A 16867-nucleotide genomic window follows, 5' to 3' on the forward strand; every position below is an offset into this window, starting at 1 on the left:
GGTGCAAGGGCCCCTCAAGGCCGGTCAGAACAGGCTCAGCAACGCCTCCGCCGGGTCCGCCACTGTCGTCTCCCCGTCCGGGAGGGGCAGTTCGAACCACACCGTCTTGCCGTGCGGGGTGCGCCGTGAGCCCCAGGCCGCGCTGAGGAGGCCGACGAGTTGCAGGCCGCGGCCGCCCTCGTCGGTGTCGCGGGCCCGGCGGCGTCGGGGCTGGACCAGGCCGGAGTCCCAGACCTCGCAGACCAGGGTGCGGTCGAGGAGGAGCCGCAGTCTGATCTCGCCCTCGCCGTACCGCAGGGCGTTCGTCACCAGCTCGCTGACCAGCAGCTCCGCCGTGTCGACCAGGGGCTCCAGGTCCCAGCTGAGCAGCTGGCCGCGCGCGTACTCGCGGGCGCGGCCGACGCTGCGCGGCTCGCGCGGCAGTGTCCAGTCGCCGACGGACTCGGTGGGCAGGCCCTGTACACGTGCCATCAGCAGCGCGATGTCGTCCTCGCCGTGATGGGAGTCGAGGGTGTTGAGGACGTGGTCGCAGACGTCCTCCAGGGGGCTGCTCGGATCCGTCAGCGCGCCCACGAACGCCTGGAGGCCCTCGTCGAGCGGGTGGTCGCGCGATTCGACCAGTCCATCCGTGTAGAGCGCCAACAGTGCGCCTTCGGGTAGTTCGACCTCGACCTCCTCGAAGGGCTCGCCGCCGACGCCGAGCGGCATGCCCGGCGGTACGTCGAGCATCAGGGCGGGCTCGCCGGGCTCGACCAGGACCGGCGGCAGATGGCCGGCGTTGGCGAACGTGCAGCGGCGCGTCACCGAGTCGTAGACCGCGTACACGCAGGTCGCGAGGTACACCTCCGACAGGTCCGCCTCCCGGGGGCGGCGGGCGGCGCGGGTGGCCTGCTGGACGCCTCCGGGCGTGCCGAGACCGCGGGCGATCTCGTCCAACGCCGAGAGGACCTCCGCGGGTTCGAGGTCCAGCAGGGCCAGGGTCCTGACGGCCGTACGGAGTTCGCCCATGGCGACCGCCGCGCGCAGGCCGCGGCCCATCACGTCGCCCACCACCAATGCGGTGCGGTGGCCAGGGAGTTCGATGACGTCGAACCAGTCGCCGCCGACCTCGCTGGGGCGGTCGGTGGAGGCGTTGCCGGGCAGGTAGCGGCAGGCGATGTCGAGGCCGGAGGCGATCGGGTCGCCGGGCGGGAGCAGGGACCGTTGCAGTATCAACGCGCGCTCGTGCTCACGGCGGTAGAGGCGGGCGTTGTCGATGCAGACGGCGGCACGTGCCGCCAACTCCACCGCGAGGTCCCGGTCGCGGTCACCGAACGGCTCGCTGCCCTTCGTCCGCGCGAACTGCGCGAGCCCCACGACGGTGTCGTGGGCCACCATCGGGACGGCCAGCGTGGACTGGACGATGCCGCCCTCCTCGGCGGGCACGACCCGGGTGCGGGCGGTGCGCAGGGCGTCGGCGCAGGGCGAGTTGAACGGGTAGTGGTGGACGGCGCCGACCGCGACGGGCGCTCCGCCGCCGACGAAGGGCGCGTCGGAGACGGCACTGGCGAAGGCGACCCGGCGCAGTTCCGCGCTGCCGTCGGCGAGTCCGGGCGGGGTCTCGTCGCCGGCCAGGAGCCCCTGGTAGAGGTCGACGGTGGCGAGGTCGCAGAATCCGGGGACGACGACGTCGAGGAGTTCGCGGGCGGTGGTCTCCAGGTCGAGGGAGTTGCCGATGCGGGCGCCGGCGTCGTTGAGGAGGGCGAGGTTGCGCCGGGCGGCGGCGGCCTCACGGGCGGCGGCGCGGCGGGCGGTGATGTCGATGCCGAGCCAGGCGATGCCGATGGGGCGGCCGCTGCCGCTGTGCACGCGGTAGAGGTTGATGGACCAGTGCCGGCGCTCGTCGGAGCCCGGCAGGAAGCCCGTGATGTGCATGTCCGTGATGGAGTCGCCGCTCTCCAGGACCCGGCGCAGGGTCGCGGAGACCCGGTCGGCCTCGGGGCGGGTGAGGTAGTCGTGGACTCCGCGGCCGCGGTGCTCGTCGGGGGTGCCGCCGAAGAGGGAGGCGAAGCGGTTGTTGGCGCGGCGCACCCTGAGGTCGGTGTCGATCAGCAGGAAACCGAAGGGGCATTGGCCGAAAATGGCCTGCGAGGCGGCGAGGTCGGTCTCGATGCTGCGCAGCGTGCGGACGTCGACGACGATGCAGACGGCGCCCTTCTCACCGTCCTGGGTGCGCGTCGGCATGACGTAGACCTCGGCGAGACCCTCCTCGCCGCGCTCCCCTTCCGCGGTGTCGGGCATCCGGAAGGGGACCACGCCGGTCCACTCCCGCCCGTCGAGGATCTCGGCCATCTTGCGCTGGCCGCGCTCGCGGAGGTCGGGGTCGATGAAGGCCTCTATGGGGTCCATGCCCACGGCGCGTTCGGCGGCGATACCGAAGAGCTGTTCGGCGCGCAGGCTCCACTGGTCGACAAGACCGTCGGCGCCGATGGAGAAGGACGCGACCTTGATGTAGTCGTAGATCGAGCCGGGCGGACTGCTCTGCCACATGGCGTCACCGGGCGGCGCCTCCACGGAGGCAAGCGCATCGACGTCCCCCTGCCTCGCGCCGCCCGACGGGTCCTCGGACTCCGTGGCCTTCGCTGGTATCTCGCTCACGCGAACCGTCCCCTCCAGCTCACCGCGTCCGGCACCAGTCACCGGCGGCGGCTGCCCGCAGTATCCAGCACTACGGCGCCGCACGACACGGTGTTCACGATCACAGCACGGTCCAGGCGTTTTTCGGTCCGCGCCGTGAGAACACTTCCAGTCTTCTAACCAGGGGACACGTCGTCGAATCACCCGTTCCGGCAATCGCCACTGGCTGGAAGAAGTGGGTCGACAGGACGGGTGCGGACGTACAGCGCGAACCGCCCTGACTGCGCTCCGATTCCTCCTCGTATTCCTCGCCTTCCTCGCCTTCCTCGCCTCCTGGTCTCCTCGTCCCACTTCAACCGGGGACGGCGAGTTCGAACCACACCGTCTTGCCTGTGTCCCCGGGGCGGCTACCCCAGCGGCGTGAGGAGGAAGCCACCAGTTGCAGTCCTCGGCCGCTCTCGTCCTCCGGCTGGGCGGCCCGCTCGCGCGGGGGGTCCGGGAGCGGGTCGGAGACCTCCACGAGCAAGACGCCGGGCAGACCCGCTGGGCGGACCAGGCGGACACCGATGGGGCCGGTGGCGTGCCGCAGCGCGTTGGTCACCAGCTCACTGACCAGCAGGGCCGTGAGGTCGCCGAGGCTGTCCAGGCCCCACCCGCGCAGTTTGCCCCGGACGACCGCGCGCGCGGTGCGTACGGCGCCGGGATCCGCGGGGAACGTCCACTCGGCGCAGTCACCATCGGTGTCGATCACGCCGATCACTTCCCAGGCCCAGCGAGGTACACCCCTGTCCGGTTTCGTGGGGTTAATGGGCACATACCCGATATTGCGGAGGCACTACCGCCCGTAACGGCGCACCGTGGCACGAACGGCGTACAAGGCCCAGGGCATGCCTCCGACCTGCGCGGCCCGCCCCCGGGGCCCGCTCAGCCCGCCCCCGGCTCAAGCAGCGCCAGCACCTCTCGCACCGCCGGCACGTCCTGATCCAGCCACGGTACGTCCCAGATCTCGGCGGGGGTCAGCCAGCGCAGGTCGTCGTGGTCCTGGAGGGGTTTCGGCTCGCCGGAGCCGGCGGGGAGGCGGGCGGTCCAGACGTGGAGGACGTAGGGCGGTCTCAGAGGCCATTCCCCCGGTACGCGCGCGAGCGCCTCCGCCGTGACGCCGAGTTCCTCGCGCAGCTCGCGCACGAGCGCCGCCTCCGGCGTCTCGCCCGGTTCGACCTTGCCGCCGGGCAGTTCCCAGCGTCCGGCCAGCTCGGGGGGCGCACTCCGGCGCGCGGCGAGCAGGCGGTCGCCGTCGAGGAGGGCGGCTCCGACCACCACGATCCGTTCCGTCATGGCCCGGAGCCTACGGGAGCGGCAGCGCGCGTCAGTTGCGGCTGCCGTCTCCGTTCTGGCTGATGCGCTCGACCCAGTAGAGCTGCTTGTGTCCGCGCGCGTCGAGACTGTCCGCGATCTTCTGGGCCTCGGCGCGGGTCGCGTACCTGCCCACGCGGTAGCGATTGCCGTTGTCGTCCTGCCGAATGACCTGCCAGGGAAGAGAGATGGTGCCGTCGGTCATCGCGCCCCTCCACTTCCCGTCCGCGGCCCGGGCCATGTCCCGCCCTCCAAGGAAACCGCAATCCGCATATGCCCGAGCCTACGCCTAACCTTCACGCAGCGAATCCGGCTTTTCACAAAGAGGTACGCAACAAGCCAGAACTGAGGGGGCGCACGACAACGAACGCGCCGCCCCCACAATCGACCGAACCGGGTCGGCGGCATGCCGTCCACATCCGGGGCGACCTGCGAGAACGACCGGAAAACGACGGCAGCGCAACCACCCGCGCACCACCCCTCGTTGGGGTGTGCAGGGGGCAACTGCCGTAAAGGTGTGCGCTATTTCACCGGGAGGTGGTACGCGACCCGGTAGCGATCGGCCGGGATCACCACGTCGGCCGTCTCGACCGGGCGCCCCGAGGCGTAGTACGTGCGCTGGACGACGAGGACGACATGGCCGGGGACGCCACCCAGCGAGAGGAGTTCCTCGGCGAGGCCGGGGCGGGCGCCGACCTCCTCGGTGACGTTGTCGACGATGACGTCGATGGCGCGCATCCGCTCCACGACACCCATGCCGCCGAGGGGGCCCTCCTCGGGCAGCATCACGGGCGTACGTCCGGTGACGGCGAGGGGCTCCCAGGAGGTGGAGAGCATGATCGCCTCGCCGGCCTCCCGGAACACGTACCGCGTGCACATCACACGGTCACCGGGCTTGATGCCGAGCCGCTCGGCGACGGCGCCGCTCGCCTCGGTCTGCGCGCTGCTGGACTCCCAGGTGCCGCGCGCGTCGGCGTCGGCCTGCTCCTGGCGGAAGGGGGTGGCGCCGCCGACGGGACGGAAGCCGGAGCGGGCGATCCGGCGCGGCACGGGCCGCTCGCGCACGTACGTGCCGGAGCCGGAGCGGCCCTCGACCAGCCCCTCGGCCATCAGCACCTTGCGCGCTTCCAGGGCGACGGTGTCCGAGACGCCGTACTCCTCGCGGATTCTGGCCTGGGAGGGCAGCCGGGTGTGCGGGGGCAGCGAGCCGTCGGCGATCTTCTTGCGGAGATCACCCGCGACACGCAGGTACGCCGGCTGCTCACCGAATGTCACTGGCCGCTCCCATCAGGTTGTACAGACAGCTACAGCGTGGCAACGGTCGGTTGTGCCATGCAAGCAAAGGCCAGAGAATCACTCGAAGTGATGACATGTACCGGGGAGGGGCTTTACGCAGGCACTTTCTCCCCGGTATAGCCGCGATCACACCTCGGCGCCGACTTCCCCTTCCCTGCTGTCCGCGTCGCCGCCGCCGTTCTCGTCGTACGACGGAGGGGTACCGGCCAGCCCCAGAGCCTTGCGTGCCGTGACGGTGCGGTCGGGGTCGGTCAGCTCGTAGCCCTTGTCGTAGTGCTCGTAGAACGTGTCGGCGTCGGCGGAGCGGGCGGCCTTCGCCCACTCCTTCTGGGCAGCCCGCAGGTCCTTGACCAGGCCCGCGACCGGCCGCTCGGCGTCGGAGGGCCACGTGTGGTCCTCGAGCATCCTCGCCTGTTCGGTGAGCGCGGTGGAGACGCGGCCCGCCCACGCCTTGTGCCCGGGCAGGTCGTCCTCGACGTACTCCTTCTCGGGCGCCGTGTCCATCGCCGCGTTGAGGACGTGCGCCGCCTTCAGGTACGCGAGCTGATCCGCGTCGAGCGTCGTGGCGTCGTTGCGCAGCGAGCCGGTGAGGGTGCCCTTGGCGTCCGTGTTGCCGAAGACGCAGGTGATCTCGCGGTCCCCGAGACGCCAGCTCTGCTCGGTCGGCGTGAAGTAGTACACGTCGACGTACTCGGGCAGCGCCCAGGCGTCCATCGCGTAGGTGTCCTGGAGCTCGTAGCACTTGTCGTCGGCGGTGTCGGTGACCTTGTCGTCGCCGGGGTAGGTGGCGCCGGTCAACTTGAAGGCGGCGAACACCTCGCCGTCGTGCGTCTTCTCGCAGGGCACCTTGTCGACGTCGTACGTGACGCCCTCCAGTGAGCCGGAGGGGTCGTTGAAGCAGTCGCCCTTGGCGAGCGAGTAGCTGGAGGAGTCGCCCGAGCCCTCCTTGATGTCGTCCCAGGCGGCGGGCAGGGCGCCGGTCGCGAGGGTGAGGACCCACAGCGCGATGCCGACGGACGACAGGATCACCCCCGCCACGGCGAACCCCTTGCCCCGCTCGCCCCGCTTCTTGATCTGCCCCAGCGCGATCAGGCCCAGGATCAGCCCCACGGCCGGCAGGAAGCACAGGACGCCCGTGACGAACGCGGCGATGGACATCCCGTTGACCGGCGTGGGCCGGTTGTACGGGCTGTAACCCTGCCCCCACGTCTGGTACGGCGGCCCCCCGTACGGACCCTGCGAGTGCGGAACCCCGTACGGGCCCTGCGAGTAGGGAACCTGGTACGGGCCCTGGGCGTCGGAGGGCTGCTGGGGCCCGGGGGGCGGGGGTATGGACACGGTTGCCGTGCTCCTGGGTGAGTGCTGCTGGTTGGGGGTGGGCGTCGCTGGTTCGGGGTGCTGCTGGTTCCGGGTGCTTCTGGTTCCGGGTGCTTCTGGTTCCGGGTGCTTCTGGTTCCGGGTGGGTGCCGCGGATTTTCGGGTGCGGGAGCGGCTGAACTGACGTACGACTGGGCGCATCGTAAGCGTGGGGGGAGCGGGGGCGGAATGTGGGTGACGAAAGCGACGATCCGGGCGGTCAACCGGCTGACCACGCGCTGGGCCGACGCCCTCGACGGCCAGACCGTGTACACGGCCGCCGGGGTCTGGCCCCTGCTGGCCTTCCTGGCGGACGGCGCCGGGGGCGCGGCGCGGGCCGAGCTCGAGGAGGCGTTGGGGGTGCCCGCCGACGAAGCGGGGCCCACGGCACGGGAGTTGCTGACCGGGATGGGGGCGATGCCCGGCCTGGACACGGCCGTGGGCTTCCGGGCGGCGGCCGTGACGGCGATGGAGGCCGTGTGGCTGAGCTGGGAGGAACGACCCGAGCCGCAGCACGAGACGGTCACCGCCCGCGTGAGCTTCGACCGCCCCTTCGGCTTCCTCACCGTCCACCGCGAGACCCGCCTCGTCCTCGCGGCGGGCTGGGTGAGCGAGCCCAAGCCCTTCCGTGAGGATGCCTACGACTGGCCGGAGGAGGCTCCGGTCGCCGACTGAGGGTCAGAAACGGCGTTCATTCGGTCTGCTGGGGTCCGTCGGCTGTCGGGCCGTCTGCTGTTGGTCCGTCTTCTGTTCGTCCGTCTGCTCCCCCGCGGGCCTGCCCTGCTCCCCCGCCAGTCTGCGCTGTTCCTCCTCCACGATGCGGCGGGCGAGGCCGTCGTCCGAGACGTCGACCGCGTCCGGGGTCGCCTCCGCGGTGTCGCTGCGGCGGGCGTACGCGTCGAAGAGGCGGTTCTTGTTCTCCAGGATGCGCAGCAGGCGGTCGTCCACGCTGTCCGTGGCCAGCAGCCGGTGCACCTGGACCGGCCGGACCTGGCCCATGCGGTGGGCACGGGCCACGGCCTGGTGCTCCAGGGTCGGCTTGACCTGTGGCTCGCACAGGACGACCACGGACGCGGCCTGCAGGTTGAGACCGACCCCGCCGGCCTCGATCTGGCAGAGCAGCACCGCGTGCCCGTCGGCCGCCGTGAAGTCGTCGACGAGCCGCTGGCGACGGGCGGCCGGGACGGTGCCCGATATCGGCCCGAGCACACCGTCCCCCAGGGCGGCCCGCACGGTCTCCAACACGCCGCGGAAGTACGAGAACACGACCACCTTCAGTCCGTTCTCCGCGGCCTCCGCGACCAGTTCGCCCAGACGCTGCAGCTTCGCGGACTTCTCGGGGTCGGCGTACGCGGCCCGGCGCATCGCCATGAAGTTCCCCTGCAGGACCGCCGCGCGGTAGGCGTCCTGGTCGGCGGCGCTGAACTCCTCCCACTCGTCGACCTGGAGCAGCGCGGGCAGTTCGGTGAGCACGTCCCGCTGGTTGCGGCGCAGGTAGGCGGGCGCGACCGCCTTGCGGAAGGAGTGCGGTCCGGCGACCGCGTCGCTCTCGCGGATCACGGGGACAAGGTCCGGCTGGAGGTAGCGGACCAGGGTGCGGAACTCCTCGACGCGGTTCTCCATAGGGGTTCCGGTGAGGAACAGCACGCGGTCGCAGCGCTCGGTCCACACCGCGACGGATCTGGCGCGGCGGGTGTCGCGGTTCTTGACGTAATGGGCCTCGTCGACGACGAGCATGGCGGGGCCGGGGCCGTCATCGTCGGGCTGGGGCAGGGTGTGCAGGACGTCGAAGGTGGTGAGGGCGACACCGCCGCGCTCGCGCCATTCGGCATACGCGTCCCGCCGGTCCGGCCCGTGCACCGGCACCGCTCTGAGCGTGCTGCGGGCGCGGATCTCCCGCGTCCAGTTGATCAGCACGCTGGCCGGACACACGACCAGGAAGTGGCTGTGCCCCTCGGCAGCGAGGTGGGCGAGCGCTGCGATCGCCTGGACCGTCTTGCCCAGCCCCATCTCGTCGCCCAGCACGACCCTCCGCTGGGCCAGCGCGAAACGGGCGCCGAAGGACTGGTAACCGCGCAGCGCGACCCGGCGGTGAGTGTCGTCCAGCGGCTGGGCGTGCACCCGCTCGGCGACCTCCGACGGCACGAAGCCCTCGGCGGCTGCCACGTCCGTGCGCTGCGCGCAGACCTCCGCCAGCTGGCTGTAGTACTCGGCGGAGCGCACCTCGAAGTCGACCCAGGCCTCGATCTCGGAGGCCGGTTCCCGCAGCAGGTCGGCCGACGCCTGGGCGAGCCGCAGCCGTACGTCCGTGTCGGCAGCCTCGGCCGTGAGCGCGCGCAGCTCCGCGACCGCCGCGAGGGCGTCCTCCCGACGGCGCCGGCCGGCGAGCGCCAGCCGCAGTCTGCCGGTCGCCGGCCGGGCCGCGGGCAACAGCTCGGCGAGCCTGCCCTCGAACCGCTCAGCGGTGTCCACGGCCCGCCGCAGCTCGGGGCCGGCCTCGACCAGCCGGTACAGCGCACCGACCAGGGCGGCGGTCCGGGGTTCGGGCCGGTCGACGTCGATCCGCACGGACACGGTCTCCTCGACCGCCCGCGCGATCTGCCGGGCCGCGGCGAGTGCCTGGTCGGCGGTCTGGGCACCGACGCCGGGGATCTCCCGCAGCTCGAACCGGCTCGCCTCGTAGACCGCCCGCACCGAGCCGAGCCCCGCCGCCTCGATCGCGGCCAGCCGCAGCCTCCCCTCGGTGACGTCCTTCAGCCGGGAGACCGGGATGGACTCCAGCTCCTTCGCCACGAGCTCGTCCCTGAGCGGGGCGAGGGCGGAGCGGACGGCGTCGAGGGCGCGCTGATGGTCGGCGAGGAGGGTGCGCGCGGCGTCGTACAGCCGCACGCTCTCCCCGTGCAGATCCCGCACCCGCCGCCCGACCCGCGGTACATCCGTCTCCATGCCACCCCCCTCCCGCGTCAGTCCCGCATCCGCCCCGAAGGATGTCCATCGTGGCACGCGGCACTGACAACGGAGCGGGCTGCGACAGGCGGAGGAACGGGGAGCGTGGAGGCGCCGGTCGCCTGCGCCCCGCGGGCTCAGGTCAGTCGTCGAAGCCCGTCGCCCGCGTCCGCTTCTCCCACGCCTCGACGTCCTCGCGGACCTGGTCGAGGTGGCCGAGGACCGCCGTGACGCCGTCGTCACCGAGCGGGAGACGCAGCGGGGTGTGCTCGGCGTTCAGAGCGGCCAGGATGAGGGCCGCGGCCTTGGCGGGGTCGCCGGGCTGGCTGCCGTCGCTGCCGGAGACAAAGCCCCGGGTCTCGCTCACCCTGGCGTACACACCGCTGTCGGAGCTGCTCCCGGCGCGGCCGTTCGCGAACAGCGAGGTGCGGAAGGCGCCCGGCTCCACGATCAGCACCTTGATCCCGAACTCCCGCACCTCGTCGGCGAGTCCCTCGGACAGGCCCTCCAGGGCGAACTTCGTCCCGCTGTACGCCGAGAAGCCCGCGAAGGACATCTGCCCGCCCATGCTGCTCATCTGCACGATCGCCCCGGAGCGTCGCTCGCGCATGTGCGGCAGCACCGCGCGCGTGAGGGCCGCCGGCCCGAAGACGTGCAGGTCGAACAGCTCCCGCAGCTCCTCCTCCGTGGTCTCCTCGAAGGCACCGACGTGGGTGCGCCCCGCGTTGTTGACCAGCACGTCGATCCGCCCGTACCGGTCCACGACGTCCCGTACGGCCGCCTGTGCCGCCGCCGTGTCGGTGACGTCCAGGGACAGCGCCTCCACCTGGTCGGGGTGGGCCGCGACCAGGTCGGCCAGCGCGTCGGTTCTCCGTACCGCGCCCACTACCACATCCCCGTCGGCCAGCGCCGCCTCGGCGATCGCCCGCCCGAAACCGCTGCTCGCACCCGTCACCAGCCACACCTTGTTCATGACCGCTCCTCGTCCGTCTCGCGTCCATCAGCAGTAACCCGTCTCTGAAACAAGCCTGCTGGCAACCGCGACGGCCCGTCCAAGACATATGGTGATAACCGATGGCTATGACGAAGGACGTCCATGTACGCGACCTGCGCTACTTCGCCGCGGTCGCCGAGGACCTGCACTTCACGCGTGCGGCCGAGCGCCTGTACGTGTCGCAGCCCGCGCTGAGCAAACAGATCCGGGCGCTGGAGCGGCAGCTGGGTGTGGAACTGTTCCGGCGCGACCGGCACGGCGTGGCGCTCACCCCGGCGGGCACGGCCCTGCTGCCGCACGCGCGCCGGGTGCTGGACACCTGGGCGGAGGCCGCGGCCGCGGTGGAGGAGGCTCGCACGACGGAACGCAGCACGCTGGTCGTCGGTATGAGCACCAGCCCGGGTCGCGGCGGCCTCCTGCCCGCGATCCGCTCCCGCTTCACGGCCGCGCACCCGGAGGCGGCCGTCCGGCTGCGCCAGGTGAGCTGGGACGACCCGTCGGCGGGCCTCGCCGACGGCGACGCCGACGTGGCCTTCGTATGGCTGCCGCTGCCCGACCAGGACCGGTACGCCTGGACGGTGGTCGCCGAGGAACCTCTCCAGGTCGCCCTCCCCGAAACTCACCCCCTGTCCGCCCGCACCGAGATCGACTTCACGGACCTGCTCGACGAGCCGTTCCTCGCCCTCCCGAAGAGCTCGGGCCCCCTGCGCGACTACTGGCTCGCCCTGGACGCCCGCGGTGGCCGCCCACCCCGGATCGGCGCGGAGATCGCCGGCACCGAGGAGACGTACGAAGCACTGGTCGCCGGCCTCGGCATCTGCCTGGTCGCCACGGGCAACGTCCCCCTCCTCACCCTCGGCGGCGTGACCACCCGCCCCGTCCACGGCGTCACCCCCAGCCGCTACGTGCTGGCCTGGCGCCGCGAGGACGAACACCGCCCACTGGTACGGGCGTACGCGGAGGCGTGTCGGCGGGCTACGGGCGGAGGGTGACCGGGGGGCACACCTCCAGGACCGTCGCGCTTCCTCCAGCCACAGCGCACTCGTACATCGTGATCCGGTCGCCGGGGCCGAGGTGTGTCCAACGGGACGGGGTCAGCGGCAGAAGCCGGACCGCGGCGCGCCCGCCCGGCGGCAGGTCGGGGGCGAACTCCACCCACACCCGCGCGATGTCCAACTCGCTGCTCCCGCCCTCCACACGATGACCGATGTCCCACATCGGCCGCAGCACCCCGGCACCCGGAATCGGCGTGCGCCGGAACGACACCCCGGCCGGGTCGAGCGCGAGTTCCGCCCGGATGACACCCACCTGTGTCTCGGCGCCCCGCCACCAGCACCATTCCCGGCTGCGCTCAAGCCCCAGCATCTCGGCCGCCCGCCCCAGCTCCTCCCAGAAGCCCGGCGGCGCGGTCCACGCTCCGCCGAGTTCCTGAAGAAGATCCAGCGCCACTTCCCAGTCGTCGTGGGCCAGGTAGTCCCAGACATCCGTGACGGTGATGTCGTTGCCGGTGGCGGTCCCCTCCGGCACCAGCAGCGAAGCGGCCTCAAGTATCGCGACGACGTCCACGCACTCATTGTCGGCCGCCGCAGATCCCGTTCCACGCCCGTCGGGCTCACCAGGTATCGGTGGCGCGACCGGTGACGAGCCGTTCCGGTTCCGCCGCCCGGGTCGTGCCGATCCGGCACCTGGCCTGCTGGTGAGCGCGTGCGAGCCCGGGCGGGCCAGGTCCCTCGCCCCCGCACACTGACGTTTCCGGGCCGTTACGAAATTTTCGGAGCGAGGCGTTGACACTGGCCCGGGGGGCTCCTACCTTCACTTCACGCGAACCGGTTCGACGCTCGACATCTGAACGGTTCCCACCCCTGGAGTCAGGAAACCGATTCAACGGGCGACGCCTGACCATCTCACTCTCTGGAAACATCGAATCGGTTCGACAGCTCAGCAAGGAGTTCCGTGAACATCGGTGAGATTGCCAAGCGGGCTGGTGTCTCGCGGAGCACCGTGTCGTACGCGCTCAGCGGCAAGCGCCCCGTGTCCGAGGACACCCGCCAGAACATCCAGCGGGTCATCGACGAGCTGGGATACCAGCCCAACGCGAGTGCGCGGGCCCTGGCCAACGGCCGGACCAGCACCATCGGCCTGGTCTTCCCGCCGGCTGGGAACCACTACACCGGCATGCAGCTGGACTTCATCGGCAGCGTCACCGAGGCCGCCGCGTCCTACGACTACGACGTGCTGCTGTCTCCGAGCGGTGTGGACAGCGACCGCTCGTTCCAGCGGCTGCTGGGCGAGCGCCGGGTCGACGGCGCGATCCTGATGGAGATCCGGCTCGAGGACGACCGGCTCGACCACCTCACCGCGGTGGATTTCCCCTCCGTCGCCATCGGCCGCACCGCCCACCCGCAGGGCAGCTGGTGGGTGGGCCTGGACCACACGGCACTCGCGGCGGCGTGCGTGCACCACCTCGCCGACCTGGGCCACCGCAGGGTCGCCCTCGTCAACCGGCCGGAGCAGCTCCTGCGGGCCGGGTACGAGTCCGCCCACCGGGGACTGGAAGGGTTCACCAAGGCCGCGGCCGAACGCGGCCTCACGGTGCGGACGTACTGCTGTGGGGACGACGCCGCCTCGGGCCTCGCCTGTCTGGAGCGGATCCTGCACGACGACCCCGCCACCACGGCCCTGGTCACACTGAACGAGGCCGCGCTCGGTGGCCTCTACCGAGGGCTGGCCCAGGCCGGCCGTCATGTGCCACGCGACTTCTCGGTCACCGGGGTCGTGGCCGGCCGGTGGGCGGAGACGGTGACCCCGCAGCTCACCGCGGCGGACGTACCGGCGGAGCAGATGGGCCGCCTCGCCGTCGAGCTGCTCGTCGAGCGGCTCGACCACCCCGACGCACCGGCCCGGCACCACCTCCTCGCGCCGCCGATCTCGTTGCGAGCGAGCACCGCACCCGCCGGCACCGCACCCGCGGACACCATGCCGACCGACCCGGCCACGGGCTTAGGGGCCCGTACGAACCTCTGACTCTCCCTCCGCACGCTCCCCTGCACCCGCCGCCCCCCGTACCGGACGGCTGAGCGGCTCACCGCCCGGGCTCGGCGAGCCGACCACCCGCGATCACCCCTCTCAGGGCACACCTGTGCCGATCCGAGGGCACACCTGTGCCGAAAACCACGAGGAATACGCCATGAACCGATCTGCCAGACGGCGTCTCACCGCCGCAGTCCTGACCGTCGTCGCCGTCACCACCAGCGCCACCGCGTGCTCCTCCGGCCAAAGCGACACCTCCACGAAGGCCGCGGACAACAGCACGTACACGATCTGGGACCCCTACCCGCAGTTCGACAACGACTCGGCGTGGGCGAAGCTGCTGGACGACTGCGGCACCGAGGCCGGGGTGAAGATCAAGCGGACCGCGTTCGACACCAGTGACCTGACCAACAAGGCACTGCTGGCGGCGCAGCAGGACAACTCCGCGGACGTCCTCATCGTCGACAACCCGGTGGTGTCGACCCTGGCGGAGGCGGGCGTGCTGGCCACGACCGACGACAACAAGCTGGACACCTCGAAGGTCAACCCCAACCTCCTCGCGGCCGGCCAGTCAGGCGGCAAGACGTACGGCACGCCGATCGGTGCCAACACCCTCGCCCTCTACTACAACAAGAAGGTGCTGAAGAAGGCCGGCGTGGACATCGCCTCGGTCAAGGACTGGAAGTCGCTGACGGCGGCGCTCGCGAAGGTCAAGAAGGCGGGCAAGAAGGGCATCACCTTCTCCGCGATCGGCACGGAGGAGGGCAGCTTCCAGTTCCTGCCCTGGTTCTGGGGCGCGGGAGCCAAGCTGACCGCACTCGACTCCGACCAGGCGGTCTCCGCGCTGTCGCTGTGGAAGAACTGGCTGGACAAGGGGTACGCCCCCAACTCGGTGATCAACAACACCCAGACGACCAGCTGGCAGGAATTCGCCAGCGGTGACTACGCGTTCAGCGAGAACGGCACCTGGCAGCTCGCCAATGCCGACAAGGCCGGCTTCGACTACGGCGTGCTGCCCATACCCGCCGCCACGGGAGGCGACGCCGCGGCCCCGACCGGCGGTGAGTTCGTCACCATCCCGGTGCAGGGTGACACCGGCCGCTACGCCACCTCGCAGAAGCTCGTGTCCTGCCTGAGCAACAGCCAGAACCTGCTCGAAACCGACACGACGCTGTCCTACGTGGCCCCCACCACCGAGGTCCAGGACAAGCAGGTGGCTGCCAACCCCAAGCTCAAGCCCTGGGTCGACGCGGTCCAGGCCGCCAAGGGACGCACCAGCGACGACCTGGGCACCAAGTACCCCAAGATCTCCGAGCAGATGTGGAAGGCGGTCCAGTCCGCCCTCAGCGGGTCGGCGTCGCCGAAGGACGCCCTCGGCTCGGCCCAGTCCGCCGTCAAGTAATCAGGACTCCGACCAGCCGATGAAGCACACGACACCGTTGGCGGACCGCCGGCCGGTGCTCGACCGGAGCGGGGCGGCGACCGCCGCCCCGCCCCCGGCCCGCACCACCACCCGGCGCCGTCCCGCCTCCCAGCAATGGGCCGCCTGGGCGTTCCTCGCCCCGGTCACCCTCTACCTCGCCCTCTTCTACGCCTATCCCCTCTACCGCAACCTCGACCTGAGCCTGCGCAACTACACCGTTCGCTCCTTCGTCCAGGGCGACGCGCCCTTCACGGGCCTGGAGAACTACCGGACCGTCTTCGACGACCCGACCTTCGGCCCCGCCCTGCTCCACACCGCGGTGTTCACCGCCGTGTGCCTGGTCTTCCAGTACGCCATCGGGCTGGCCCTCGCGGTCTTCTTCCACCAGCACTTCCGGCTCTCCGCCACCCTGCGCGCCCTCTTCCTCGTACCGTGGCTGCTGCCGCTGATCGTGTCGGCGTCCACCTGGTCGTGGATGCTCAATTCCGACTCGGGTGTCGTCAACTCCGTGTTGCACGCGGTCGGCATCGGCCCGGTGAACTGGCTGACCTCACCGTCGTGGTCCCTCGCCTCGGTGATCATCGCGAACATCTGGATCGGCGTCCCCTTCAACCTCGTCGTGCTCTACAGCGGCCTGCAGTCCATCCCGGCCGGCCTGTACGAGGCCGCCGCCCTCGACGGGGCGGGCGCCTGGCGCCGCTTCTGGAGCATCACCTTTCCCCTGCTGCGCCCGGTGTCCGCCATCACCCTGCTGCTGGGCCTCGTCTACACGCTCAAGGTCTTCGACATCATCTGGATCATGACCAAGGGTGGCCCGGCCAACTCGTCCACCACCTTCGCCACCTGGTCCTACCAGCTCGGCTTCGGCAACCTCCTGCCCGCCTTCGGCCCCGGCGCGGCCGTCGGCAACCTCCTCGTGGTCGCAGCCCTGGTGTTCGGCCTGATCTATCTGAAGGTCCAGCGAAAGCAGGCGCTGTCATGACGAGTCCCCGGCTGGTCCTGAACCGGCGCCGCCGCGCGTGGGGGAAAACGACTGCGGGTGTCCTTCTGACCGCGGTCATGCTGTTCCCGGTCTACTGGATGCTGAACGTGTCGTTCACCCGCGACCAGGACATGCGCAAGAGCCCACCGGACCTGTTCCCCGTCCACGGCACCCTGGCCGGCTACCGTGCCGTCCTCGACGAGCAGCTGCCCTACCTCGGCACCAGCCTCGTCGTCGCCCTGGGCACCGTCGTCCTGACCGTGGTCCTGTCCGCGCCCGCCGGCTACGCGCTGGCCAAGCTCCGCCCGCGCGGCGGCGGACTCCTCAGCTTCGTCCTGCTGGCCGCCCAGATGATCCCCGGCATCATCATGGCGATGGGCTTCTACGCCATCTACCTCCAGCTGGGGCTGCTGCAGTCGGTACCCGGCCTGATCGTCGCGGACTCCACCCTGGCCGTCCCCTTCGCGGTACTGATCTTCACCGCGTTCATGTCCGGCATCCCCGGCGAACTGCTCCAGGCCGCGAAAATGGACGGAGCCGGACCCCTGCGCACCTTCCGGTCGATCGTGTTGCCCATGAGCCGCAACTCCGTCGTCACGGTGTCCCTGTTCGCGTTCCTGTGGTCCTGGTCCGACTTCGTCTTCGCCAGCACCCTGGTCAACGGCGGCGCCCACGAGCCGATCACCCTCGGCATCTACCACTACATCGGCAACAACAACCAACAGTGGAACGCCATCATGGCCACCGCCGTCGTTGCCTCGCTGCCCGCCACGGTGATCCTCGTCCTCGCGCAGCGCTACGTCGCCGCCGGCGTCACCGCCGGAGCCGTCAAGGACTGACGCCGGACCACCGCCCGCACGCAGCCGCGCCG

The 16867-nt window shown here is 71.0% G+C and carries 15 protein-coding genes; 6 read left to right on the forward strand and 9 right to left on the reverse strand.

Annotation, left to right across the window (positions count from 1 at the left end):
- Positions 1-24: 24 nt before the first annotated feature.
- From AC067M_RS05290 to AC067M_RS05315, 6 genes are all read right to left on the reverse strand, one after another.
- Positions 25-2637: a SpoIIE family protein phosphatase gene (locus AC067M_RS05290; RefSeq protein WP_478695613.1), complete on the reverse strand. Its 2613-nt coding sequence runs from the start codon at positions 2635-2637 to the stop codon at positions 25-27.
- Between the two features lie 331 nt (positions 2638-2968).
- Entirely contained in the window at positions 2969-3376 is a 408-nt protein-coding gene (locus AC067M_RS05295) for an ATP-binding protein (RefSeq protein ID WP_478695614.1), read from the reverse strand.
- 164 nt (positions 3377-3540) lie between these two features.
- On the reverse strand, positions 3541-3951 hold the full coding sequence (locus tag AC067M_RS05300; protein WP_478695615.1) for a (deoxy)nucleoside triphosphate pyrophosphohydrolase: 411 nt from the start codon (positions 3949-3951) through the stop codon (positions 3541-3543).
- Between the two features lie 31 nt (positions 3952-3982).
- Positions 3983-4174 carry an SPOR domain-containing protein gene (locus AC067M_RS05305; RefSeq protein WP_478695992.1) on the reverse strand — a complete coding sequence of 64 codons (192 nt, stop codon included), beginning with the start codon at positions 4172-4174 and terminating at the stop codon, positions 3983-3985.
- A gap of 317 nt (positions 4175-4491) precedes the next feature.
- Complete coding sequence (locus AC067M_RS05310) at positions 4492-5244, reverse strand: GntR family transcriptional regulator (RefSeq protein ID WP_133927299.1); 753 nt, start codon at positions 5242-5244, stop codon at positions 4492-4494.
- Between the two features lie 147 nt (positions 5245-5391).
- Complete coding sequence (locus tag AC067M_RS05315; protein WP_478695616.1) at positions 5392-6603, reverse strand: DUF4190 domain-containing protein; 1212 nt, start codon at positions 6601-6603, stop codon at positions 5392-5394.
- 213 nt (positions 6604-6816) lie between these two features.
- Here AC067M_RS05315 and AC067M_RS05320 point away from each other — a divergent pair, with 213 nt between their 5' ends.
- On the forward strand, positions 6817-7296 hold the full coding sequence (locus tag AC067M_RS05320) for a hypothetical protein (protein WP_478695617.1): 480 nt from the start codon (positions 6817-6819) through the stop codon (positions 7294-7296).
- Positions 7297-7299: 3 nt separating this feature from the next.
- On the opposite strand, the gene AC067M_RS05325 is transcribed toward AC067M_RS05320, so the two are convergent.
- Positions 7300-9567 (reverse strand): DEAD/DEAH box helicase, encoded by a 2268-nt coding sequence (locus tag AC067M_RS05325; protein WP_478695618.1) that lies wholly within the window; start codon positions 9565-9567, stop codon positions 7300-7302.
- 142 nt (positions 9568-9709) lie between these two features.
- Entirely contained in the window at positions 9710-10540 is an 831-nt protein-coding gene (locus tag AC067M_RS05330; protein WP_478695619.1) for an oxidoreductase, read from the reverse strand.
- A 101-nt stretch (positions 10541-10641) separates the two neighbouring features.
- Here AC067M_RS05330 and AC067M_RS05335 point away from each other — a divergent pair, with 101 nt between their 5' ends.
- Positions 10642-11553 carry a LysR family transcriptional regulator gene (locus AC067M_RS05335; protein WP_478695620.1) on the forward strand — a complete coding sequence of 304 codons (912 nt, stop codon included), beginning with the start codon at positions 10642-10644 and terminating at the stop codon, positions 11551-11553.
- On the opposite strand, the gene AC067M_RS05340 is transcribed toward AC067M_RS05335, so the two are convergent.
- On the reverse strand, positions 11537-12127 hold the full coding sequence (locus tag AC067M_RS05340; protein WP_478695621.1) for a hypothetical protein: 591 nt from the start codon (positions 12125-12127) through the stop codon (positions 11537-11539). The two genes, AC067M_RS05335 and AC067M_RS05340, sit on opposite strands and share 17 nt — an antisense overlap.
- Before the next feature lie 387 nt (positions 12128-12514).
- Here AC067M_RS05340 and AC067M_RS05345 point away from each other — a divergent pair, with 387 nt between their 5' ends.
- The 4 genes from AC067M_RS05345 (at position 12515) to AC067M_RS05360 (ending at position 16835) form a co-directional block, all read left to right on the forward strand.
- On the forward strand, positions 12515-13585 hold the full coding sequence (locus tag AC067M_RS05345) for a LacI family DNA-binding transcriptional regulator (protein WP_478695622.1): 1071 nt from the start codon (positions 12515-12517) through the stop codon (positions 13583-13585).
- Positions 13586-13748: 163 nt separating this feature from the next.
- Positions 13749-14993 carry a sugar ABC transporter substrate-binding protein gene (locus AC067M_RS05350; RefSeq protein WP_478695623.1) on the forward strand — a complete coding sequence of 415 codons (1245 nt, stop codon included), beginning with the start codon at positions 13749-13751 and terminating at the stop codon, positions 14991-14993.
- A 19-nt stretch (positions 14994-15012) separates the two neighbouring features.
- Positions 15013-15996, forward strand: a complete 984-nt coding sequence (locus AC067M_RS05355) for a carbohydrate ABC transporter permease (protein WP_478695624.1) — start codon at positions 15013-15015, stop codon at positions 15994-15996.
- Positions 15993-16835 carry a carbohydrate ABC transporter permease gene (locus AC067M_RS05360; protein ID WP_478695625.1) on the forward strand — a complete coding sequence of 281 codons (843 nt, stop codon included), beginning with the start codon at positions 15993-15995 and terminating at the stop codon, positions 16833-16835. Before AC067M_RS05355 ends, AC067M_RS05360 begins: the two co-directional genes overlap by 4 nt.
- The last annotated feature ends 32 nt before the right edge of the window (positions 16836-16867 follow it).

The sequence above is a fragment of the Streptomyces sp. NPDC043427 genome (assembly GCF_056436655.1).